19 protein-coding genes are annotated in these 23,073 nt (G+C 68.9%); 18 read left to right on the top strand and 1 reads right to left on the bottom strand.

The window, feature by feature from the left end:
* Positions 1-82: 82 nt before the first annotated feature.
* From ABT313_RS25390 to ABT313_RS25365, 6 genes are all read left to right on the top strand, one after another.
* Positions 83-1,135, top strand: a complete 1,053-nt coding sequence (locus ABT313_RS25390; RefSeq protein ID WP_350858650.1) for an isocitrate/isopropylmalate dehydrogenase family protein — start codon at positions 83-85, stop codon at positions 1,133-1,135.
* The gene (acnA, locus tag ABT313_RS25385; RefSeq protein WP_350858647.1) at positions 1,132-3,705 is read left to right on the top strand and encodes an aconitate hydratase AcnA; all 2,574 of its coding nucleotides are present in this window, start codon (positions 1,132-1,134) and stop codon (positions 3,703-3,705) included. Before ABT313_RS25390 ends, acnA begins: the two co-directional genes overlap by 4 nt.
* Positions 3,702-5,474, top strand: a complete 1,773-nt coding sequence (locus ABT313_RS25380; protein ID WP_350858645.1) for an aldehyde dehydrogenase family protein — start codon at positions 3,702-3,704, stop codon at positions 5,472-5,474. The genes acnA and ABT313_RS25380 overlap by 4 nt, the downstream gene beginning before the upstream one ends.
* 95 nt (positions 5,475-5,569) lie before the next feature.
* Positions 5,570-6,292, top strand: coding sequence for a VIT1/CCC1 transporter family protein (locus tag ABT313_RS25375; RefSeq protein WP_350858642.1), 723 nt, complete (start codon positions 5,570-5,572; stop codon positions 6,290-6,292).
* On the top strand, positions 6,289-8,049 hold the full coding sequence (locus tag ABT313_RS25370) for an FAD-binding protein (protein ID WP_350858640.1): 1,761 nt from the start codon (positions 6,289-6,291) through the stop codon (positions 8,047-8,049). Before ABT313_RS25375 ends, ABT313_RS25370 begins: the two co-directional genes overlap by 4 nt.
* 10 nt (positions 8,050-8,059) lie before the next feature.
* Positions 8,060-8,629 (top strand): Chromate resistance protein ChrB, encoded by a 570-nt coding sequence (locus tag ABT313_RS25365; RefSeq protein ID WP_350858637.1) that lies wholly within the window; start codon positions 8,060-8,062, stop codon positions 8,627-8,629.
* On the opposite strand, the gene ABT313_RS25360 is transcribed toward ABT313_RS25365, so the two are convergent.
* On the bottom strand, positions 8,626-9,552 hold the full coding sequence (locus ABT313_RS25360) for a MurR/RpiR family transcriptional regulator (RefSeq protein ID WP_350858634.1): 927 nt from the start codon (positions 9,550-9,552) through the stop codon (positions 8,626-8,628). The two genes, ABT313_RS25365 and ABT313_RS25360, sit on opposite strands and share 4 nt — an antisense overlap.
* Before the next feature lie 195 nt (positions 9,553-9,747).
* Here ABT313_RS25360 and ABT313_RS25355 point away from each other — a divergent pair, with 195 nt between their 5' ends.
* The 12 genes from ABT313_RS25355 (at position 9,748) to ABT313_RS25300 (ending at position 23,066) form a co-directional block, all read left to right on the top strand.
* A complete protein-coding gene (locus ABT313_RS25355) occupies positions 9,748-10,950 on the top strand; it encodes a C45 family autoproteolytic acyltransferase/hydrolase (RefSeq protein WP_350858631.1) in 1,203 nt (400 codons plus the stop codon).
* A gap of 44 nt (positions 10,951-10,994) precedes the next feature.
* A complete protein-coding gene (locus ABT313_RS25350; protein ID WP_350858628.1) occupies positions 10,995-12,017 on the top strand; it encodes an ABC transporter substrate-binding protein in 1,023 nt (340 codons plus the stop codon).
* A 1-nt stretch (position 12,018) separates the two neighbouring features.
* On the top strand, positions 12,019-13,080 hold the full coding sequence (locus ABT313_RS25345; RefSeq protein WP_350858625.1) for a FecCD family ABC transporter permease: 1,062 nt from the start codon (positions 12,019-12,021) through the stop codon (positions 13,078-13,080).
* The gene (locus ABT313_RS25340) at positions 13,077-14,105 is read left to right on the top strand and encodes a FecCD family ABC transporter permease (protein WP_350858622.1); all 1,029 of its coding nucleotides are present in this window, start codon (positions 13,077-13,079) and stop codon (positions 14,103-14,105) included. The genes ABT313_RS25345 and ABT313_RS25340 overlap by 4 nt, the downstream gene beginning before the upstream one ends.
* A 10-nt stretch (positions 14,106-14,115) precedes the next feature.
* The gene (locus ABT313_RS25335) at positions 14,116-14,925 is read left to right on the top strand and encodes an ABC transporter ATP-binding protein (RefSeq protein ID WP_350858619.1); all 810 of its coding nucleotides are present in this window, start codon (positions 14,116-14,118) and stop codon (positions 14,923-14,925) included.
* 9 nt (positions 14,926-14,934) lie between these two features.
* Positions 14,935-15,909, top strand: a complete 975-nt coding sequence (locus ABT313_RS25330; protein WP_350858616.1) for a pyridoxal-phosphate dependent enzyme — start codon at positions 14,935-14,937, stop codon at positions 15,907-15,909.
* Between the two features lie 154 nt (positions 15,910-16,063).
* Positions 16,064-16,864 carry a COG4280 domain-containing protein gene (locus ABT313_RS25325; RefSeq protein ID WP_350858613.1) on the top strand — a complete coding sequence of 267 codons (801 nt, stop codon included), beginning with the start codon at positions 16,064-16,066 and terminating at the stop codon, positions 16,862-16,864.
* Positions 16,861-17,079 carry a hypothetical protein gene (locus ABT313_RS25320; protein ID WP_350858610.1) on the top strand — a complete coding sequence of 73 codons (219 nt, stop codon included), beginning with the start codon at positions 16,861-16,863 and terminating at the stop codon, positions 17,077-17,079. The genes ABT313_RS25325 and ABT313_RS25320 overlap by 4 nt, the downstream gene beginning before the upstream one ends.
* A gap of 163 nt (positions 17,080-17,242) precedes the next feature.
* Positions 17,243-18,694, top strand: a complete 1,452-nt coding sequence (locus ABT313_RS25315) for a TldD/PmbA family protein (protein WP_350858607.1) — start codon at positions 17,243-17,245, stop codon at positions 18,692-18,694.
* Positions 18,691-20,022, top strand: a complete 1,332-nt coding sequence (locus ABT313_RS25310; RefSeq protein ID WP_350858605.1) for a metallopeptidase TldD-related protein — start codon at positions 18,691-18,693, stop codon at positions 20,020-20,022. Before ABT313_RS25315 ends, ABT313_RS25310 begins: the two co-directional genes overlap by 4 nt.
* Positions 20,023-20,103: 81 nt before the next feature.
* Positions 20,104-20,820, top strand: a complete 717-nt coding sequence (locus ABT313_RS25305; protein WP_350858602.1) for an MBL fold metallo-hydrolase — start codon at positions 20,104-20,106, stop codon at positions 20,818-20,820.
* Positions 20,817-23,066 carry an aminotransferase class III-fold pyridoxal phosphate-dependent enzyme gene (locus ABT313_RS25300; RefSeq protein WP_350858599.1) on the top strand — a complete coding sequence of 750 codons (2,250 nt, stop codon included), beginning with the start codon at positions 20,817-20,819 and terminating at the stop codon, positions 23,064-23,066. The genes ABT313_RS25305 and ABT313_RS25300 overlap by 4 nt, the downstream gene beginning before the upstream one ends.
* Positions 23,067-23,073: the final 7 nt, after the last annotated feature.

Raw genomic sequence — 23,073 nt, 5'->3', positions numbered from 1 at the left:
CCGGATCGCAGCATATCAAGGCGCGAGACATCATGGAGTGACGTCTTGACGTGAGTCGTTATAACGACTCAAACTCCTGGCTATGACGCATCGACTAGGAGTTCTCGACGGCGACGGCATCGGGCCGGAGATCGTTCCGGCGGCTGTCCGGGTCCTCGACGCCGGCCTGGCCGCGGCCGGGGCCGAGCCGGTCGAGTGGGTTCCGCTGCCGGTCGGTGCGGCCGCGATCGAGACCCACGGCAGTGCACTGCCCGACGTCACGGTCGAGACGCTGGACAAGCTCGACGGATGGTTGCTGGGTCCGCACGACAGTGCGTCGTACCCGGCCGAACACCGGGCCCGGCTGAACCCGAGTGGGTTCCTGCGCAAGCACTTCGACCTGTTCGCGAACATCCGGCCGGCGCGCGCGTTCGAGGGGACGCCGGCGCTGGTGCCCGGGCTCGATCTGGTCGTGGTGCGGGAGAACACCGAGGGGTTCTACGCGGATCGCAGTACCTACCGCGGCACCGGCGAGTTCATGCCGACCAAGGACGTGGCGATCGCGATGGGGATCTTCACCCGGCCGGCAATCGAGCGGATCGCGCGGCAGGCGTGCGAGCTGGCGCTGCGGCGGAGCCGGCACCTGACGATCGTGCACAAGGCGAACGTGCTGCGGACCACCACCGGGTTCTTCCTGGAGATCTGCCGCGAGATCGCGGCCGACTATCCGCAGCTCGGGGTCGACGACTTCCACATCGACGCGATGACCGTGCATCTGGTCCGGCACGGGGCGGACTTCGACGTACTCGTGACGGAGAACATGTTCGGCGACATTCTGTCCGACCTCACCGGCGAACTGGCCGGATCGCTCGGCATCGCGCCGTCGATCAACGCTTCGTACGAGCGGGCGATGGCCCAGGCCGCCCACGGCTCGGCGCCCGACATCGCCGGCCGCGACCTGGCGAACCCGACCGCGATGATCGCGTCCGGCGCGATGCTGCTCGACTGGCTCGGCGCCCGCGAGGCCGCCGAACGCGTCGAGCAGGCGCTGCGGACCACCGTCGCGCGAGGGACGCGGACCGCGGACCTCGGCGGCGCTGCCGGTACCGTCGCCTTCACCGACGCGGTCGTCGCCACCATCGGTGCGGCGACGTGATCCAGCTGCTGGCAGGGGTCGCGCCGGATCATCTGCCCCGGACTCTGCGGATCCTGCTCGAGAACGCACTCCGGCACGGGACTTCGTCCGAGGCGTTGCGTTCGTGGGAGCCGGGGGTGACCGGTGAGCTCGAGGTGTATCCGTCGCGGGTGTTCCTGCACGACACGAACGGCGTACCCGTGCTGGTCGACCTGGCGGCGATGCGGGACGCGATGGTTGCGTTGGGCAAGGACCCGGCGCTGGTCGATCCGGTGATCCCGGCGGAGCTGGTGGTGGATCATTCGGTGATCGTGGATGTGTTCGGCCGGCCTGACGCGCTGCGGCTGAACGTGGCTCGTGAGTACGAGCGGAACGCCGAGCGGTATCGCTTCCTGCGCTGGGGACAGCAGACGTTCCGGCAGCTGAAGGTCGTGCCGCCCGGGGCCGGGATCATGCATCAGATCAACCTGGAGTACCTGGCGCGGGTGGTCGAGGAGCGGGACGGGTGGGTGTTCCCGGATCTGTGCCTCGGGACCGACTCGCACACCACGATGGTGAACGGCCTCGGCGTACTCGGCTGGGGGATCGGCGGCATCGAGGCCGAGGCCGCGATGCTCGGCCAGTCGGTGTCGATGGTCCTGCCACCCGTCGTCGGTGTGACACTGACCGGTTCGCTGCCGGCCGGGACGACAGCCACGGACCTGGTCCTCACGATCACCGAAACCCTGCGCGCGCACGGCGTCGTCGGCAAGCTCGTGGAGTTCACCGGGCCCGCGCTGGCCGATCTCCCGGTCCCGGACCGCGCCACGATCGCCAACATGTGCCCCGAGTTCGGCTCGACCGCGGCGTACTTCCCCATCGACCACCAAACCCTCGACTACCTCCGCTTCACCAACCGCCCACCCGCCAAGGTCGCCCTGGTCGAGTCCTACGCCCGCACCCAGGGCCTCTGGCACGACCCCGACGCCAACCTGCTGTACGACGAGAACGTCACTCTCGACCTCTCCACAATCGTCCCCTCCATCGCCGGCCCCCGCCGCCCCAACCAGCGAATCCCCTTGACCCACACGAAGCAGGCCACCGAAGCCGAACTCCCCAAAGGTCCCCGCACCGGCGCGGCGGGACGTAACCAGCAGCCGGAGCCAGTGGGGTCGGTAGGCCTGTTCGGGCAGGGGGAGTCGGCTGACGCGGTGGAGCGTGGGGAGGCGGCGGACCCGCTGGGGAAGGGGGAGTTGGCTGGCGTTGGCCTGGGGCATGGGGCGGTGGTGGTGGCGGCTATTACGTCGTGTACGAATACGTCTAATCCGGCGGTGATGGTGGCGGCTGGGTTGGTGGCCAAGAAGGCTGTGGAGCGGGGATTGGGCAGTCGGGCTTGGGTCAAGACGACGTTGTCGCCGGGGTCTCGGGTGGTGATGGATTACCTGGGGGCGGCGGGGTTGACGCCGTACCTGGAGAAGCTCGGGTTTCACCTGGCCGGGTTCGGTTGTATGACGTGTATCGGGGCGTCGGGGGAGTTGATCGACGACGTCGCCCGCGCCGTACGCGAGCAGGATCTGACGGTGGCAGCCGTCTTGTCGGGCAACCGGAACTTCGAAGGCCGGATCCAGCCCGACGTAAAGCTCAACTATCTGGCCTCGCCGCCGCTGGTGATCGCGTACGCGCTCGCCGGGCGGATCGACATCGACCTGCTGAACGAGCCGCTCAGCGGTGACGTCTACCTGCGCGACATCTGGCCCGACCCCGCCGAGATCGACGCGGTACTGCGGGATGTGCTCGACCCGGACCTTTTCAAACACGCGTACGACGACCTGTTCACCGGCGACGACCGCTGGCAGAACCTCGACGCGCCGCTGGGTGAGACGTTTGCCTGGGGCAACTCGACGTACCTCCAGCGACCGGACTACTTCACCCAACCGGCCAACGACCTCCACGGCGCCCGCGCGCTGGTCCGCCTGGGCGACTCCGTCACGACCGATCACCTCTCGCCCGCCGGCGCGATCCCGCGCGACAGCGTCGCCGGACGCTACCTGAAACACCTCGGCGAGACCGAGCTGAACACCTACGCCTCCCGCCGAGGCAACCACGAGGTGATGATGCGCGGTGCCTTCGGCAACGTTCGCCTGCGCAACCAACTCCTCGACGTCGAAGGCCCACTGACCCGTGGACCCGACGGCGTAGTTACCTCGATCTTCGACGCCGCGATGGCATACCAAAAGGCCGGCGTGCCGATCGTCGTTGTCGCAGGCAAGGAATACGGCACCGGCTCGTCCCGCGACTGGGCCGCCAAAGGCCCTGCCCTGCTGGGTGTCCGCGCCGTCCTGGCCCAGTCCTTCGAGCGGATCCACCGCTCGAACCTGGTCGGCCTCGGCATCCTCCCGCTCGAATTCCTCCCCGGCGAAGGCGACGACCTCACCGGCGAGGCCCCGATCGACATAGAACTGCACGACGACGATTCAGCCACCGCACGTTCCGCCGGCCGCACCTACCGGCTCCGCGTCCGCCTCGACACGCCCCGCGAACACGACTACTACCGCCACGGCGGCGTCCTCCCTTATGTCCTGCACCGCCTCTCCGAAGGGCACACCCTGTGATCGCCTCGATCAACCCCGCCACCGGCGAGCAACTCGCGACCTTCGAGCCGTACGACGAGGACCGCGTCGACCGCCTGCTCGGCGCCGCACTGCTTGCCCAGAGCAACTGGCGTCTGACATCCGTCGACGAACGCGCCGCACTCATGCAGTCGATCGCCGACACCCTCCGCGCGCGCAAGGACGGTCTCGCGCAGCTGATCAGCACCGAGATGGGCAAGCCGATCACCGAGGCCGAGGCCGAGATCGAGAAGTGCGCGATCACCTGCGAGTACTACGCGGCCAACGCGGCCGGCTTCCTCGCCGCCGAACAGGTCACCGCGCAGGGCCGGATCGAGGTCGAGCCGCTCGGCGTCGTACTGGCCGTGATGCCGTGGAACTTCCCGTTCTGGCAGTTCTTCCGTTTCGCCGCCCCTGCCCTCGCGGCCGGCAACGGCGCGATCCTCAAGCACGCGAACACCGTGCCGCAGAGCGCGCTCGCGATCGAGTCCGTCCTCGCTGACGCGGGCATGCCGAGCGGTCTGATCGGGGTCGCGCTGGTCGAGACCGAGCAGGTCGCCGGCCTGATCACCGACCACCGGATCGCCGCGGTGACGTTCACCGGTTCCACTGAGGTCGGCCGGATCATCGCGACCCAGGCCGGCCAGGCGCTGAAGAAGCAGGTCCTCGAGCTCGGCGGATCCGACCCGTTCATCGTCCTCGCCGACGCCGATCTGGAAGCGGCCTCGCGGGCGGCGGTGAAGGCTCGCTTCCTCAACACCGGCCAGAGCTGTGTGAACGCGAAGCGGCTGATCGTCGAGGAGTCCGTCGCCGACGAGTTCGTCGACCTGTTCACGGTCGAGATCCAGAAGCTCGTCGTCGGCGATCCACTCCGCCGCGAGACGACCCTCGGCCCGCTGGCTCGCGACGGTTTGCGGGACACGTTGCACGACCAGGTACGCCGTACGGTCAAAGCGGGAGCCACGCTCGTCTGCGGGGGATCTCCGGCCGGGCCGGGGTTCTTCTACCTGCCGACAGTGCTCGATCACGTGCTGCCGAGGATGGCGGCGTTCGACGAGGAGACCTTCGGTCCGGTCGCGGCCGTCGTCCGGGCCGCTGACGCCGACGAGGCGATCCAGCTCGCGAACCGGACCGACTTCGGCCTCGGCGCCTCGCTCTGGACGTCCCCCGAGCGATCGGCGGACCTGGTACGGCGGATCGAGGCCGGCGCGGTCTTCGTGAACGCGATCGTCGCGTCGGACCCGCGCCTGCCGTTCGGCGGGATCAAGCAGTCCGGGTACGGGCGCGAGCTCGGTGCCTACGGCATGCGCGAGTTCATGAACGTGAAGACCGTCTGGTCACCCGAGCCCGCACCCCGACTGGTGATCCGGCCGGCCGAGACCGAGGTGTTCGACCGCGGCAGCGGCGTCCGGACCGTCCCGTACGTCGGCGCCTGGAACTGCGACGCGAACCGGATCACCACCGGCACCACAACGTTTGCCGTCGGCACCGAAATCCCGATGCATTCGCACAACGTCGAGGAGTCGGTGCTGGTGTTCGCGGGCCAGGCGACCGCGGTGATCGACGGCGAGCGCGTCGACTTGGAGGCCGGTGACGCGACCTGGGTGCCGGCCGGCGTACCGCACCAGTTCATCAACCGTGGAAGGGATGAGCTGGTCATCTACTGGGTGTACGGCGGCCGGGCGGTGACCCGCACGATGACCGCCACCGGCGTCACCGTGCAGCACTTGTCGGCCGCGGACCGAGGTGCCGTTGGCGCTGACGAGAAGTAACGAATAGACTGTTGTAACAGGTGATGCAGATTAACTGAGGTTACGCAAACCTCAGTGCGGGAAGGCTCACCTACCCTGCGGAAGGAATGTCCCCCATGACCGCGGAAGTTGCGGAAACCGAAACCCCCGAGCTCCACCACTCCCATCGCGACGTGACCGGCGGCTGGCTGCGGCCGGCGACGTTCGGCGTGATGGACGGCCTGGTGTCGAACTTCGCACTGGTCGCCGGAGTGGTCGGCGGCGGTGCGACCGGCAAGGTCGTGATCATGACCGGGCTGGCCGGCCTGGTCGCCGGTGCCTGTTCGATGGCGTCCGGCGAGTTCACCTCGGTGTCGTCCCAGACCGAGCTGATGAAGGCCGAGATCGCGATCGAACGGCGCGAGCTCGAGATCCACCCGGACGAGGAAGAGCGCGAGCTCGCGATGATGTACGAGGCCAAGGGCCTGCGTCCGGAGCTCGCGGCCGAGGTGGCGCGGGAGCTGACGTCCGACCCGGCGGTCGCGCTCGACGTCCACGTGCGCGAAGAACTCGGTGTCGACCCCAACGATCTCCCGTCACCGTGGGTCGCGGCCGGCTCGTCGTTCGCGGCGTTCGCGATCGGCGCCGTGATTCCGCTGCTCCCGTTCATCTTCGGGGCCGTCTCGGTGCTGCCGGCGTTGGTGCTCAGCGCCCTCGGCCTGGTCGTCACCGGCGGCATCGTCGGCAAGATCACCGCCCGCCCGTTCTGGTACGGCGGCGGCCGCCAACTGCTCCTCGGTGGCCTGTCGGCCGCCGTCACCTTCGCCATCGGTCTAGCCGTAGGAACTGGCTTGTCATGAATCTTGTCGTCACGGCCTTGGTGAAGCAGGTGCCCAAGGGTGATCACAGTGGGCGTCTCGACGCCGACGGCCGGCTCGAGCGGGCCGGTTCGGTCGCGGAGATGAACCCGTGGTGCCGCCGGGCCGTGGCGCAGGCCGTGCGGCTGGCGCGGGAGACAGGCGGTCGCAGTACGGCGATCACGATGGGCCCGCCCGCGGCTGTCGACGTACTGCGTGAGGCGCTGGCCTGGGGTGTCGACGACGCGGTGCAGTTGTCGGATCCCGCGCTGGCCGGGTCGGACTGTCTGGTGACCGCACGGGCGCTGGCGGCCACGATCCGGCTGCAGGACGATCCGCCGGATCTGATCCTGGTCGGCAACAGCTCGGTCGACGGCAGCACCGGAGCCGTCGGCGCCATGCTCGCCGAACTCCTCGGCCTGCCCTTCACCGGGCCTGTCTTGTCTCTCGAGCCAGTCGATGGTCGGCTTCGCACCACAGTCCAGTACGACACCGGCACGGAGTCGGTCACCATCGACCTGCCCGCGGTAGTAGCAGTAGCCGAACGCTCCTGCGACCCTGCCAAGGCCCCCGCCGACACCTGGCCGTCACCCGACACAGTCCGCGTGGTCACCACCACCGACCTCCCCGAAGCCCCCTGGGGCCTCTCCGCCAGCCCTACCAAGGTCGCCCAGGTCCACCCGGCCCCTCTCACCCGCAACCCCGTCATCTTCCGAGGCCACCCCCAATCCCAAGCCACCCGAGCCCTAGCCGAACTAACCGCCCGAGGTTGTTTCCAACCCCAGACCGCCGCAACCTCACCCGAGCCCGTCCACACGCCGCCCTCCGGGCGCCGCGCGGCGGTGGTGGTGTTGGTTGGGGCTGGGTCTGTTGAGGGGACTCGGGCGTTGTTGGGCGCGGCGGCTGGGCTTGCAGGTGAGGTTGGTGGGGCGGTTGTCGCTGTCACGACCACCGGAGATCAGGACCTGGCTCGGTGGGGTGCTGACTCTGTTGTGGTGCTGGATGGGGACGAACCGCGTGCTGTGGCTCGTGCGTTGGTGGAGTGGATGGGGGAGGGCCGCCCATGGGCTGTGTTGGGAGCCGCATTGCCCTGGGATCGGGAAGTGCTTGCGCGGCTGGCCGTGGCGTTTGACGCCGGGTTGATGTCGGATCTTGTCAGCTTGTCTGCGAAGCACGGGCGGTTGAGTGGGCTGAAGCCGTCCGGCGGCGGCACTCTGGCTGAGATCCTCAGTCGTGGGACCCCGCAGATCGCCACCCTGAGGACCGGTCTGCTCCCGCTGCGCACTCCGCGGGCGGACCGGCCGCTCGAGCAGCTCACACTCCATGTCGAGCCCGATACCGCGATCACCCGGACCGAACGACGTACCGGCGACGACGGCGACGCGCTCGACCGTGCGGAGGTCGTTATCGGCGTCGGTCGCGGCGTACCGCCGGAGAAGTACGACGAGCTGGAGCCGGTCCGCGTCCTCCTCAACGCCGAGCTCGCGGCCACCCGCAAGGTGACCGACCAGGGCTGGCTCCCGCACGGGCGCCAGATCGGTATCACCGGCCGCAGCGTCGCCCCGCGCATGTACCTGGCCGTCGGACTGTCCGGCAACCTGAACCACCTGGCCGGGGCCGGACGCGCCGGAACCGTCGTGGCGATCAACACCGACCCGGCCGCGGAGATCTTCGCGCACTGCGACGTCGGGCTGGTCGCGGACTGGCAGGAGGTGATGCCGTACCTTGTCGACGGGCTGCGGTCCTGTGTCAGCGGATAACCTGTCCGGCATGGCGACCCGACGTACCAAGGCCAAGAGCCCCGAGAGCTGGCTGCTGCTCATCTACAAGGTGCCCAGCGAGTCGTCCCGGGCCCGGGTCGCGGTGTGGCGGGACCTCAAGCGCCTGGGCGGGTTCTACGTGCAGCAGGCCGTGTGCGTGCTCCCGGACCGCGGCGATCTGCGGGCCGGGATGGAGAAGGTCCGCGAGCGGGTCACCGAACTGGGCGGCTCGAGCGTGTTCCTGACCCTGACCGATCTGGACGACGACGCCCGCGAGCAGTTCGTCGAGGGCTTCCGGGTCCAGTCGGCCAAGGAGTACGCCGAGATCGTCGAGGAGTGCGAGACCAAGTTCGTCAAGGAGATCGAGTTCGAGCGGTTCCGGGAGAACTACACCTTCGAGGAGGCCGAGGAGATCCGCCAGGACCTGGAGAAGCTCCGCCGCTGGCTCGCCAAGGTGGAGGACCGCGACTGGATGGATGCCGACGGCAAGGAGCTGGCACGGGCCAAGGTGGCCGACTGCGAGCGCCTGCTGGAGGAGTTCGAAGCCGACGTCTACGAACGCACCGAAGGCACGGTCTAAGCGTCGCGGTTGTGCTTGCGCCGTGCGGCCGGCAGGTTCAGGGCGACTTCGTCGGCGCGGGAGAAACCCATCAGTTCTTCCCGGAGCTGGTTCATCCGGTCGGTCGTCTGCAGCGAGCGCTCCTGGTCCTGCGCGGCCACCGCGATCACCAGCGCCTCGAGCAGGATCAGCACGGTCGCCTGGCTGGTGAACGTCCCCGGACGGCTCGTCGGCGCCGACAGCACGGCGTCGACCTGGTCGCCCAACGCCTCGCCGAGGGTGTCGGTGATCAGGATGGCCCGGGCGCCGACCTCCGCGCACAGATCGAGGATCACGCGCGTCTCCACGATGATCCGGTTGTGGGCGATCACCACGACCACGTCCTCCGGACCGAGCGTGAGCAGCCGGTCGGCCAACCGGTAGCCGGTGTCCGACGCGGCCCGCGCCCGGCGGCCGATGCGGGTCAGGTGCGTCGCGGTGTACGCCGAGATCCCGTCCAGGCCGGCGAATCCGCAGATGATCGTCTCGCGGGCGGAGTCGATCAGCTCGACGGCGTGCGCGAAGGCCTCCGGGTCGATGGTCCGTTCGGCCTGCTGGAGCCGCTCCACGTGGTCACGCAGGGTCGCGGTGAGGATTCCCTCGGCGCCGTCCTCGAACGACGCGAGGCTGTTGCTGAGCCGGTTCGCCGGGCTGAGCAGCGCCTGCAGCTCGCCCTGTAGCGATCGCTTCAGGCCTGGCAGGCCGTCGAATCCCAGCGCCTTGGCCGTGCGGACCACGCTGGCATCGCTGGTCCCGGTGGCTCGGCCGAGCTCCTCGGCCGAGGAGAACGCGGCCTCCTGCGGATGGGCCGACAGGTACTCGGCGATCTTCCGCTCGGTCGCGGTCAGCGAGTCGATCCGGCTCGCCACCCGCTCCGGCAGGGTGGGCGCCTTGGTCTCGGTCACGTCGGCTCCTCCGGCTCCCAGTTGTGCCTGTCAGTACGCAGATCATGTCATCCGGCCCGGTGTGTGACCGCCAGGTAAACGATGCGCCGACCCGTTGACAGGGATTGTAGCAATCACTACCGTCAGACGAATATTCGTAGTGAACACAACGAACGGCGCGTGTCCAGTTTCCGCCGAGCCCCTGGAGCGACTTCCGTGGCACACCTTCCGACCATCGAGATCTCCGGCGCCGACGCCCGCGATCGCGGCCGCCAGTACGGCGAGGCCGCACGGCCCCTGATCGAGCGCTCGCTGGCGTTCTACGCCGAGTCCGTCCCGCGCGCCACCGGCCTGAGCTGGGGCGAGGTCCTCGAGCGCGCGCCGCACTGGGTCCCGGTGATCGAGCCGCACGCTCCCGAGCTGCTGGACGAGGTCCGCGGGATCGCGGACGGCTCCGGCCGCACGTTCGCCGAGATCCTCGCGCTGAACAGCCGCGGCGAGCTGACCCGCGGCAACCCGTTCGAACCCGAAGACCAGGACGACGACCAGGACGACGAGCAGCGCGACGACGGCTGTACGTCGTTCGCGATCCTGCCGGCGGCCAATCCGCTCGGACACGTCTGGTCCGGACAGAACTGGGACCTGTGGGCCGGAGTCGCCGACACGATCGTGCTGCTGCGGATCTCGCAACCGGGCAAGCCGACCGTGATCGGGCACGTCGAGGCCGGCCAGCTGGCCCGGCACGGCGCGAACTCGGCCGGTCTGTCCCTGAACGCGAACGGTCTGGGCGCCGGCTTCGGCCGCGGTCTCGCCGTACCGGGCACGTTCGTCCGCCGGATGGTGCTGGAGAGCTGGGACCTGTACGACGCCCTGCAGGTCGTCTTCGGAGCCCGCCAGAACCTGTCGAGCAACCTGCTGCTGACCCACCGCGACGGTTTCGCCATCGACGTCGAGACCACGCCCGGACGTCACGGCTGGATGTACCCGACCGACGGACTACTTGTCCACGGCAACCACTTCCAGGCGTTCGTCCCGCCGCAGATCAACGACACCTACCGGCCGTTCTCGGTGGATTCGCTCTACCGGGTGCCGCGCGTCGAGGAGGGCCTGGCTCAGGTCCGCCGCGACGGCACCACCGAGAAGGCTGTCGAGACCATCGTGCAGAACACGATGAGCGACCACTTCAGTCATCCCAACGCCGTCTGCCAGCACGTCGATCCGCGCCGGCACGAGCTCGACCGTTACGCCACGATCGTGTCCAGCCTGGTCGATCTGACCACTGGCACCTACCGGCTGACTCCCGGCCTGCCCTGCGCGAACAGCTACCGGCAGGCTCCCTGGAACCTCTACGACGGCCCCGGTCTGTCCGACCGCCCGGACGTCGACGATCCAGCCCTGTCCCTCACAGCGGCTGGCTGAAACCCACCCCCTGCAAGGCATTGTCGACATCAGGAGCGAATGCCATGTCCCACCGAACCTCGAGGTTGCGGCGTTTCGCCGTCGCCGTCACCCTGACCGCCGCCGCGGTCGCCCTGTCCGGCTGCGGCGGCTCCGCCTCCACATCCTCCACCGGCGCGGCGCCGAACGCCGACCGGGCCGCTGCCGCCGAAGGCGTCAGCCCGGACGTGAACCTGGACCAGTGCGGCAAGGCCACCCGCACAGTCAAGAGCGACCTCGGCACCACCACGATCACCGGTACGCCGACCCGCGTGGTGGCGCTGGAGTACTCGTTCGTCGACGCGCTCGTCGCGGTCGGGATGTCGCCGGTCGGCGTTGCCGACGACGACCAGCCGAAGCGGATCATCCCCGCGCTGCGTGACAAGGTCGGACCCTACAAGTCGGTCGGCCTGCGAGCGACGCCGAACATCCAGGTGATCACTGCGCTGAAGCCGGACCTGATCGTGGCCGACAGCGGCCGGCACAAGGCCATCTACGCGCAGCTGTCGAAGATCGCACCGACGATCGCCTACGCCAGCCTGAACGGCAACTACCAGCAGGTGCTGGACAGTGAGATGTCCACAGCCATCGCGCTGAACAAGTGCGACCAGATGAAGACCCGGCTGGCCGAGCACGCCAAGACGATGGCCGACCTGAAGGCGACGGCGCCCGCGGACGAGAACCGCAAGGCCCTGTTCGTGCGCGCCTCGGACAAGGGCTTCACCGGGTTTCCGCCGAAGGCGTACACCCCGGGGGTGCTGTCGGCCATCGGGATCAAGTCGCCGCTGCCGGACAGCTCGAGCGATGCGTCGGTCTCGCTCACGTTGGAGACGCTGGTCGCCACCAAGCCGGACGTGATGTTCATTGCCCCCAACGACGGACCGACGCTGCGCGACCAGTGGGCGAAGAGTCCGCTGTGGAAGGAGATCCCGGCGGTGAAGAACAACGCGAGCTACGACGTCGATCCGAACGAGTGGTCCCGTTCGCGGGGTCTGATCGCCTCCGAAGTGGTCGCCAAAGAAGCCATCAAGATGCTCTACGGGAAGTGACATGAGCCTGTCCGTGGGCACTGTGCCCGAAACGACCGAGGACGCCGCCCACCGGCGCCCGAAGATCGTCACCAGCAGGCAGCGGGTCACCTGGGTGTCGCTGGTCCTCCTGGTGCTGCTCGTGGCCGGGATCGCGTGGGGCTTGTCGATCGGCAGTCAGCACATCTCGTTGTCGCGGCTGCCGGGAGCGATCTTCAACGCCAAGGATTCCGACGAGCTGATCCTGCAGTCGATCCGGATGCCGCGGGTGGTGCTGGCGCTCTGCGTCGGCGCCGCCCTGGCGGTGGCCGGTGCGTTGATGCAGGCGGTCGCGGCCAACCCGCTGGCGGCGCCGGAGATCATGGGAGTGAACGCCGGAGCGGTGTTCGTCGTCGTACTGGCGATCACCGTCGTGCCGTCGCTGTCGGGTGCGCCGACGATCCTGCTGTCGTTCGGCGGGGCGGCCGCGGCCGGTGTGTCGGTGATGCTGCTGGCCGGCTCCGGACGCGGCCGGGTCAGCCCGGTGCGGATGGCGCTGGCCGGTGTGACCGCGAGCAGTCTGCTGATCTCGTTGACCCAGGTGCTGATCATCTTCGACGAGAACTCCACCGACAGCGTGCTGTTCTGGCTGGTCGGCGGCGTCAACTTCGCCGGCTGGCAGGACGTGCGCAACATGCTCCCGTGGCTCGTCCTCGGTCTGATCGGTGCGTTCGCCATGGCTCGGCCGCTGAACCTGCTGTCGCTGGGTGACGACATGGCCCGCGGACTGGGGCAGAACGTCGAACGGACCCGGACGCTGGGGTCGGCGCTGGTGATCGTGCTGTGCGGTGCGGCGGTGTCCGTGGCCGGACCGGTCGCGTTCATCGGCCTGGTAGTGCCGCACATCATGCGCCGCCTGGTCGGTTCCAGCTACACGGTGCTGCTGCCGTTGTGTGCGCTGGGCGGCGGCGTGCTGGTGCTGTACTCCGACATCGTGTCCCGCTACGTCAAGCCGCCGTTCGAAGTCCCCGCCGGCGTGGTCACGGCCCTGCTCGGCGCCCCGATCTTCGTCTACCTGGCCCGGCGACAGAAGGTGACCTCATGACGAGCACGAGCATCGTCGCGCAGCACGTCCGGCGGACGTCGCTGGCCAAGCGGCATCCAGCAGCTCTGATGGGATCGCTCGGCGTCCTGGCGGTCCTGCTGAGCATCTACAGCCTGAAGATCGGCGCGACCGAGGTGTCGTTCGGCAACGTCCTGCACGCCCTCGTCGGCGACCGGTCCGACCAGGCGGCGGCGATCGTGTTCGACTTCCAGCTGCCGCGGGTCCTGTTGTGCTGGTTGATCGGTACGGCGCTCGCGGTGTCGGGCGCCGTGATGCAGGGTGTGATCCGCAACCCGCTCGCGGCCCCGGACATCATTGGCGTCACCAAGGGTGCGGGCTTCGGCGGCATGTTGCTGCTGCTCGCGATCCCCGGCGTACCGGTGCTGGCCGTCGTGCCGGCGGCCTTCGTCGGCGGGTTGCTGGCTGCGGGGCTGGTGTACTTGCTGGCCTACCGGCGTGGTGCGACACCGGTGCGGATCGCGCTGGTCGGTATCGCGGTCAGCGCGGCCTTCGAGGCCGGTATCCGGTTCCTGCTGGTTCGCAAACCTCTTGATGTCAGTGCGGCGCTGATCTGGTTGACCGGAAGCCTGTTCGGCCGGTCGATGAGTGCTGTCCTGGAGATCCTGCCCTGGGTGCTCGTGCTGGTGCCGCTGATCGTGGTCTGGGCGCGCAAGCTCGACGTACTCGGGCTTGGCGACGACCTGGCCGCCGGACTCGGTGAGCCGGTCGAGAAGACCCGCCGGATGTTGCTGCTGTTCGCGGTCGCGCTGGCCGCGGCCGCGGTCGCGGTGGCCGGCACGATCGGCTTCGTCGGGTTGATCGCCCCGCATATGGCTCGGCGTGTGTTCGGCGGCAGACACCTGGCGTCGATCCCCGCGGCCGCGTTGTTCGGCGTACTGCTGATGCTGTTCGCCGACATGATCGGGCGCGGCCTCGCGCCGCCGCTGGAGATCCCGGCCGGGCTGGTGACGGCCGTGGTCGGTGGCCCGTACTTCCTGTACCTGCTCGTGAAGACCGGAAAGTAGGAGACCTGCCATGCGCTTGCAGGCACAAGGCGTGCAACTCGCCTATGACCATAACGTCATCGCGCGTGACCTGACCCTGACCATCCCCGACGGCAAGGTCAGTGTGCTGATCGGACCGAACGGCTCCGGGAAGAGCACCGCGTTGCGGGCTCTGGCTCGGTTGCTGCCGCCGGCCAAGGGCAGCGTGATCCTGGACGGCAAGTCGATCCACGACACTCCGACGAAGGAGGTGGCCCGGCTGCTGGCGATCCTGCCGCAGGTCCTGGTCACGCCCGAGTCGATCTCGGTCGAGGACCTGGTCTGGTTCGGCCGGCACCCGCACCGCACCTCGCTGAAGGTGCCCAGCGCGGCCGACAAGGAGGCGGTCGAGTGGGCGATGACCGTGACCAGCACCGCAGAATTGCGTCACCAGCACGTCGACCAACTGTCCGGTGGTCAGCGGCAGCGGGTGTGGATCGCGCTCTGCCTGGCCCAGGGCACGGACCTGATCCTGCTCGACGAGCCCACGACGTACCTCGATGTCGCCTATCAGCTCGAGGTGCTGGACCTGCTGCACCAGCTGAACCAGGAGCAGGGCAAGACGGTGGCGATGGTGCTGCACGACTTCAACATGGCCGCGGAGTACGCCGACCACGTGTTCGTGATGAAGTCCGGGGCCCTCGTCACGCAAGGATCTCCCGAGGACGTGTTCACCTGCGACACCATCCGGGACGTCTTCGGGGTGGAGTCCAAGGTCGTGCCTCACCCGGTGAGTGGTAAACCGATGTGTATCCCGCTGCGCGCCGGGCTCCGGGCCCAGCTGTCAGTGGCAACCGGATAGGAGTACTGCATGACGTTCAGCCCCGCGGAAGCCGCCGAGCGCTCGGAACGGGTCGCACCGAGGCTGCGTGAGCACCTGCCGCCGACGCCGTTCGTGCGGTACGGCGCGTTGAGCGACGAACTCGGCGCCGAGCTGCTGGTGAAGAGCGAGCACCTGCAGCGCACGGGCTCGTTCAAGGCCCGCGGCTCGATGGCAAAGATCCTCACCCTCACCGACGAGCAGCGGCAGGCTGGGGTGGTCACCGCCTCGACCGGGAACCACGGACTCGGGGTCGGCAACGCGCTTGCAACGCTAGGTGGGCACGGCATCGTCTACCTGCCGGAGAACGCGTCGCCGAGCAAGGTCGCCGCGCTGCGCCGGCTCGGCCTGGAGATCCGGGCCGAGGGCAACGATTCCGGCGTACTCGAGCCGAAGGCACGGGCGTATGCGGCCGAGCACGACCTGACCTACGTGCCGCCGTACAACGACCCGGACATCATCGCCGGCCAGGGCACGGTGGCCGTCGAGATCCTCGAGCAGCTGGGCGGTGCGCCGCTCGACGCGGTGGTGGTCGCGGTCGGCGGCGGCGGGCTGATCAGCGGCGTCGCGTCCGTGCTCAAGAAGCACCTGCCGGGGATCACGGTGTACGGCGCCTCGCCCGTGCGTGACGACGCGATGGCGGCGTCTGTGCGGGCCGGGAAGATCATCCAGGTCGACGCCCAGCAGACGCTCTCCGACGGTACGGCGGGCAGCGTCGAGCCGGGCAGCATCACGTTCGACCTCTGCCGTGAACTGGTCGACGAGTGGGTGCTGGTCAGCGAGGATGCGATCAGCGCCGCGCTGCGGACCGTGATCGACACCGAGCACCAGCTGATCGAAGGCTCGGCCGCGATGGCGTTCGCGGCCGCACGGGCCCGCCGTACCGAACTCGAGGGCAAGCGGGTCGCCGTGGTGTCCTGCGGCGGCAACATCTCCGCGAGCACGTTGGTAGCGGCCCTGGCCTGACCCTCCCTGTCGATGCACCCGAGGTGACTCCCTGATCACCTCGGGTGCTTCGGCATGCCCGGACCCGTCCTGAACGCCGACGCATTGACACACTTAGAACGACGTAACTATCGTTGCTTGCAACATATGTTTCATCAACCTGAGGATGTGAGAGATGGACGCGGCAACGTGGGGGTTGATCGTCGCGACGTTCGTCGCGTGTTTCGTGGAGATGGTGGAAGCCACCACGATCGTCATGGCGATGGGCTACACGCGGAGCTGGAAGTCGGCGCTGATCGGAACGTTCGCGGCGCTCGGCGCGCTCGCGGTGGTGACGCTCGCGGCCGGCTACGCGCTGGCGAACTGGCTCCCGGAGTCTGCGCTGCAACTCGCCATCGGCGGTCTGCTGCTGATCTTCGGACTGCAGTGGCTGCGGAAGGCGATCCTCAGATCGTCCGGACGCAAGGCCGTCCATGACGAGGACGCGATCTACCGCGAGGAGGTGGAGGCGGCCAAGTCGGCCGGTGAGAGCAAGGGCGGCCTGGACCTGTTCGCGTTCATGGTCTCGTTCAAGGGTGTGTTCCTGGAGGGGATGGAGGTCGTCTTCATCGTGCTGACCTTCGGCCTGAACGCGAACAACATCCCGGCTGCCAGCCTCGGCGCCGCCGCGGCCGTCGTGATCGTGCTCGGTATCGCGATCGCGCTGCGCCGGCCGCTGTCGATGATCAACGAGAACCTGCTCAAGTACGGCGTCGGCCTGCTGCTCGCCTCGTTCGGGACGTACTGGGCGGTCGAGGGGATCGGGATCTTCCGCGACGGCCGCGAAAGCCTGAACTGGCCCGGGCACGACCTGATGATCCTGGTCCTGATCGCCGCCTGGCTGGTGCTCAGCCGGATCTTCGTGGCCGCCCTGCGCAAGCCGGCCGCTCCGGCGCCGGTGGGTGCCCCTGATATCGCGGTGGAGGTGAAGAAATGAAGTTCCTCAAGGCCTTCGGGCAGTTCTGGTACGACTTCATCATCGGCGACGACTGGAAGATCGCGGTCGCCGTGGTGCTCGCCCTGCTCGTGCTGTTCGCCGCGATGACGGCCAAGTTGTTCGGTGACACCGGGCTGACCCTGTTGGGCGGCGCGCTGATCGTCGTGGCGTTCAGCATCAGCCTGGCGATCGACGTCCGGCCGAAGAAACGCTGAAACGCCTGCCCCTGTTGACGATCGGCCCCGGTCCGCGCCCTGTGCGGACCGGGGCCGGCTGCTGTCCGTCAGCCAGTTCTGTAGTACTCACGACCTCTATTCAAAATCTCGTAGTGTCTGCTACGGTGAGGCTTCACCCCGTCCCGAATCGGAGGTCCGAGTGATGCGAGACACTGCCGAGACCGTGCTGGCCCTGTTGCCCGCGGACGTGCAGTACGGCGACATCCGGGTGGTCCGGCGTACCCATGAGCAGGTGCTGGTCGAGCTCGACGGCCCGGGGGAGGTCGGGTACGACGACTCGCTCGGCCTCGGGCTGCGAGTCCTGATCGGCGGGCAGTGGGGTTTCGCCGCCACCCACCGGCTGGACCCGGACGGCCTCGACAGCGTGATCGCGCAGGCGGTCGGACAAGCTCGCGCCGCCGGCGGCGGCGGTCATGTGGCGCTCGGCGATCCCGTGACGACGCGGGCGACCTGGTCGTCGCCGATGCGCGTCGACCCGTTCGAGGTTGCGCTGTCCACCAAGCTCGACCTGCTGTCCGCCGCCGTCAAGGAGGCGTCGACGGCCGGTCCGCTGGTCCAGCAGATCGAGGCGTCGATCGACCTGTACCGCGACGAGAAGGTGTTCGCGAACACCGAGGGCGCGCTGATCGAGCAGACGCTGACCGAGAGCGGCGGCGGCCTGATGGTCAACGCCGGCAACGGCGAGGACCTGCAGCGCCGCTCGTTCCCGCAGGGCGTTCCCCGGCAGATCCGCGGGCAGCGCGGCGACTTCGCCACCGCGGGCTGGGAGCACGTCGAATCGCTCGGCCTGGTGGAGAACGCGGCCCGGGTCGCGGCCGAGGCGGTCGCGTTGCTGACCGCGCCGCAGTGCCCCGACGAGGTCACCACACTGATTGCTGGCGGCAACCAGCTGGCCATGGTCCTGCACGAGTGCGCCGGTCATCCGATGGAGGCCGACCGGGCGCTGGGCACCGAGGCCAGCCTGGCCGGCGGGACGTACGCGACGCCTGAGCGGCGCGGCAACTTCCGCTGGGGTTCGCCGATCGTCTCGGCGTACGCCGATGCCACCATCCCCGGCGGACTGGGTTCGTTCGGGTACGACGACGAGGGGGTGCCGGCCCAGCGGACCCAGTTGGTCAAGGACGGCATCTTCCTCGGCTACATGTCCGGCCGTGAGTCGGCGGCGGCGCTCGGCGACCAGCCGACCGGCGCGTCCCGGGCCGACGGCTGGCAGCGGCTGCCGCTGGTCCGGATGACCAACATCTGCCTGGAGCCGGGGGAATCCTCGCTGGCGGAGATGATCGCCGGCACCAAGCGCGGCATCCTGGTCGACACCAACCGCGGCTTCTCGATCGACGACCAGCGGATGTCGTTCCGGTTCACCACCGAACTCGGCTGGGAGATCCGCGACGGCAAGCTCGGCCGGTTGCTGAAGAACTGCAGCTACCAGAGCGTCACCCCGCAGTTCTGGGCCGGTCTCGACGCGCTCGGCGGTCCGGACGAGTGGAAGGTGCACGGCGTCCCGTCGTGCAACAAGGGCGAGCCGCTGCAGGTGGCTCATGTCGGTCACGGCACCGTGCCGGGACGTTTCCAGAACGTGCAGGTGGGACGATGAGCATCGAGCGGACAGACATCGAGCAGGCGCTGGACATCCTCGGCCCGGGCACCCGCCTGGACGTCCTCGGCGAGAACGCGGAACTGCTGCGGTACGCCGAATCCGAGATCACCGCCCAGCACAGCGAACGCAGGCTCCGGGTCCGGGTCAAGGTGAATCGGGGAGCCCGGACCGCCGGCGGCACCCTGGAGACGCTCGAGCCGGCCGCCGTACAGGTTCTTGCGGATCGGCTGACCGCGGCTCTCGCCGACCTCCCGGCCCCGGCCGGTGAGCCCGAGCTGACACCTTCGGTTGCGGCGTCCGAGCTGGAGCAGGTCGTGGTGGAGCCCGCGAAGTCGATCCTGGACTGCGATCCCGCCGTCCGGCACGAATGGTTCACCACGGTACGCGACGGCCTTGACGAGTCCGCCCGCCTCGGCGGCGCGATCCGGTACGACGTGCTGGACCGCGTCGTCGCGGACTCGGCCGGACTGTTCCGCTCCGAAACGTTGACCAAGGCATCGATCCAGGCGATCGCCAAGCAGGACGGCCAATCCGCGAGTGTGAAGCTGGTCCATCGCGACGCCGACTTGATCCCGGTAGGCGACATTGCCGGCCGGCTGCGGGACGCGTTGCGCCCGTTGCCGGTGCGCGAGCCCTTTCGCGGCACGTGCCGGGTGCTGCTCAAGCCGTCCGCGGTGAACACGCTGATCGCGACCTTCGGGCACTGGGCTCTCGGCGCCCAGCACTACGCGAGCGGCCGATCGGTGCTGGCCGGCCGGATGGGGCAGCAGGTGGTCAGTGAGCAACTGACCCTTGTCGACGACGCGACCGACACAGCCGGGCTGCTCAGCGGATTCGATGCTGAAGGCAACGTTCGACGACGTACGCCGTTGATCGATCGCGGCGTGCTGACCGGGGTGGTGTCCGACCGGCGCCGGGCCGAGCTGACCGGTGGTGTCCCGACCGGTCACGCCGTACCCGACGGCTGGCGGTTCGGCGGCGACCCGGTGCCGTCCCACCTGCTGCTGGACGCCGGTGACGCAAGCGATGACGAGTTGCTCGCCGATTGCGGCAGTGGTCTGGTGGTCAACCGGCTCGACTACCTGCGAGTGCTGCACCCGAAGCAGACGCTGGTCACCGGCACCACACGAGACGCGACGTACTGGGCCGAGGACGGCAAGCTCGTTGCCTGGCATCCGCAGCTGCGCTTCACGTTCCGGATGGACGAGGTGCTGAACGCCGTACTGGCGGTCGGCGCGGTCCGGGAGATCGGCGACCAGACGTTCATGGACAGCGTGGTCGTCCCGTCGTTGCTGATCGACGCCGGCCCGCTCGTCCTCACCTGAGCCGGCAGCGCCCCGGGCCATCGTGCTCATAACCGGCGCGGGGCGCTGCCGTTCCACCCATCGATCTTCCCCGAGGGGCCGATGAAACCGACGCTCACGACTCTGCTGAGCGGCTACTCGCTGCGTACCTCGCAGGGCAACCCGGCATTCTGCTCCGTCCACCTGGTCGAGACTGACGCCGGCCGTCTGGTCTTCGACTGCGGCCACGCGGGCCGGCGGCGGTGGTTGCTCGAGGCCTTGGCCGCGCGCGGCCTGGAGCCGGCCGACATCGGCACGGTCGTGCTGTCGCACGGTCACTGGGACCACGTCCAGAACGTCGACCTCTTCCGGGAGGCCCGGGTGCTGGTGCACCCTGCCGAGGTCCGCAACCTGGCGGACCCGCCGGCTGCCGACCTGGGCACACCGCGGTGGACCAGGAGGATCCTCGACGATATGGACGTCCACACGACAGGTGACGGCGACGAGCCGCTGCCCGGGGTGCAGGTGCTGGACCTTCCCGGCCACACTCCGGGATCGATCGGCCTCGCCGTGAGTACCCCGAACGGGACCGCCGTGCTCAGCGCCGATGCCGTTCCGACTGCTGAGGCGCTGCAGACCGACCTCGCCCCGGGACATCCGTACGACGAGGCCCGAGCGGTTGCTTCGATCAAGCGAGTCGCGGAGCTCGCCGCCGTGGTCTACCCGGGGCACGACGCGCCGTTCAGGCTCGATGCGGAGGGCGTTCCGCAGTACTTCGATACCCCCGAACAGCTGGCGTTCGTCGGACGTAGTCGCGTGATCTGGGAGCCGGCGTCGTGACCGGGGGCCAGACGGCGAGCATGGTCGAGGATCCGCCCGAGGTTGACGCCCGGACGGCGGCGGAGCTGCTGCGGTCGGAGTATGACCTCGATGCCGTGGTGACCGAGTTGCGCAGTGAGCGTGACCGGAACTTCCTCGCCGAGGCCGGCAGCCGGCGGCTGGTGGTCAAGGTGTCGAACTCGGGGGACGATGCGGACCAGATCGCGATGGAGTGCGCCGCGATGGAGCACGTCGCGCGCGTCGATCCGGACCTGCCGATTCCGCGGCTGATCCCCGCCACCACCGGCGCGCCGGTCACGAAGGTCCAGGCCGCCGACGGTCGAACACATCTGGTCCGGGTCATCACCGTCCTGCCCGGCGAGGTGGCCGATCTGACCGCTCTGCCGGACTGGTTCGCGACCGGCTTCGGCGAGATCAGCGCCCGGTTGGCCCGAGCTCTCCAGGGCTTCGGGCACCCGTCGGCCCATCGCAGGCTCGACTGGGATCCACGCCACGTCGCCGACCTTCGCCCGTACGCGGACAGCCTTCCGGACGTACGGCGGCGTGCCCCGATGCAGCGCCTGCTCGATCGTTTCGCCGGGCTCGGCGAGGCCACCCGCAAGCTCCCGGCATCAGCCCTGCACGGCGACGTGACCCTGAGCAATCTGCTGCTGGCCGACGACAGCATTTCGGGCGTCATCGACTTCGGCGACATGCACCACACCGCGCGCGTCGCCGACCTCGCGATCGGCCTCACCTCGTTGCTGCGGGAGTCCGGCGATCTGTGGGCCGACGCCGGCCGCTTCCTCGACGGCTACCAACGGGTGCTGCCGCTCGAGCCCGCCGAGGTCGAGCTGATCGGCGAACTCGTCCTGGCCCGTTCCGCCGCCAGCGTGCTCATCTCGGCCTGGCGCGCGCCGCTCTATCCCGACAACGAGGAGTACCTGACCAGCCTCGTCGTCGGCAGTTGGCGCATCCTCGACCAGCTGGGCGAGCTCGAACCGAGTGAGCTGACCAACCGCTTCCATCGCCTCTGTGGCACGTCACGCGTCGCCACAGCACCCGACCCGACATTGCTGGTACGCCGTAAGGCAGCCCTCGGCGGCGACCTGTCACCGCTGTTCTACCGCGAGCCGTTGCAGGTCGTCAGCGCCGAAGGTCCGTGGATCCACACCGCCGACGGACGCCGGTATCTCGATGCCTACAACAACGTTCCCGTCGTCGGACACACCCATCCGGCCGTCGTACAAGCGATCTCGCGGCAGGCCGCCGTACTGAATCTGAACTCGCGGTACTTGCACGCGAACGTGGTCGAGCTCGCCGAGCGGCTGGTCGCGTCGATGCCGGACGGACTGGACACATGTGTGTTCGCCAACTCCGGCAGCGAGGCCAACGATCTGGCCTGGCGGATGGCCAGGGTCGTGACCGGACGCGGTGGTGCGATCGTCGCGGACCTGGCGTACCACGGGGTCAGCGAGGCGACGGCTGCGTTCTCGACCAACACCTACCCGGCCTCGGCGCGGCCTCCGCACGTCGCGGTCTTCCAGGCGCCGCGAGATCCCGGGGACGACGGACCAGCTGCGATCGCGCGGGTCGGCGCGGCCCGGACCGAGCTGCAGCATGCCGGGCATGATCTGGCCTTGCTCGCGGTGGACAGTGTGTTCAGCGGCGCTGGGATCCTGACGCCACGCGACGATTTCATGCGAGGGTTGCAGGACGCGGCACGGGCGGCCGGCGGGTTGTTCCTGGCGGACGAAGTACAGGCCGGCTTCGGGCGCGGCGGGCGGAACCTGTGGCGGTTCCAGGACTTCGGGCTGACACCGGACTTCGTCACCCTCGGCAAGCCGATGGGCAACGGTCATCCGGTTGCAGCTCTGATCACCCGGCGGGAGATCGCCCAGGCGTTCACCGAGGTGGACGAGTACTTCAGCACCTTCGGCGGCAATCCGGTGTCCTGTGTTGCCGCGCTCACGGTGCTGGACGTGATCGAGCAGACCGGGCTGGTCGCGCGTTCCGGTGCGGTCGGCGCGGAGTTGCGGGACGGGCTGAAGGCGCTGGTGCCGGAGGTGCCGGTGCGTGGCCAAGGCCTGATGGTCGGGGTCGAGGTACCCGACGCGGCGGACTTCGCCGAGCGGTTGCGGGCTCACGGCGTACTCGTCGGGACGACCGGGCCGGGCGGGGGAGTGCTGAAGATCCGGCCGCCGCTGATCTGGACGTCGGCAGAGGTCGATCGGTTCCTGGTCGCGTTCCGGCAGGCGCTCGGTTAGCTAGTGT

It is taken from the genome of Kribbella sp. NPDC000426 (assembly GCF_040300265.1).
Taxonomy (GTDB): domain Bacteria; phylum Actinomycetota; class Actinomycetes; order Propionibacteriales; family Kribbellaceae; genus Kribbella.
Note: the sequence above shows the minus strand (reverse complement) of the source record. Positions and strands in the feature narration are given on the sequence as shown.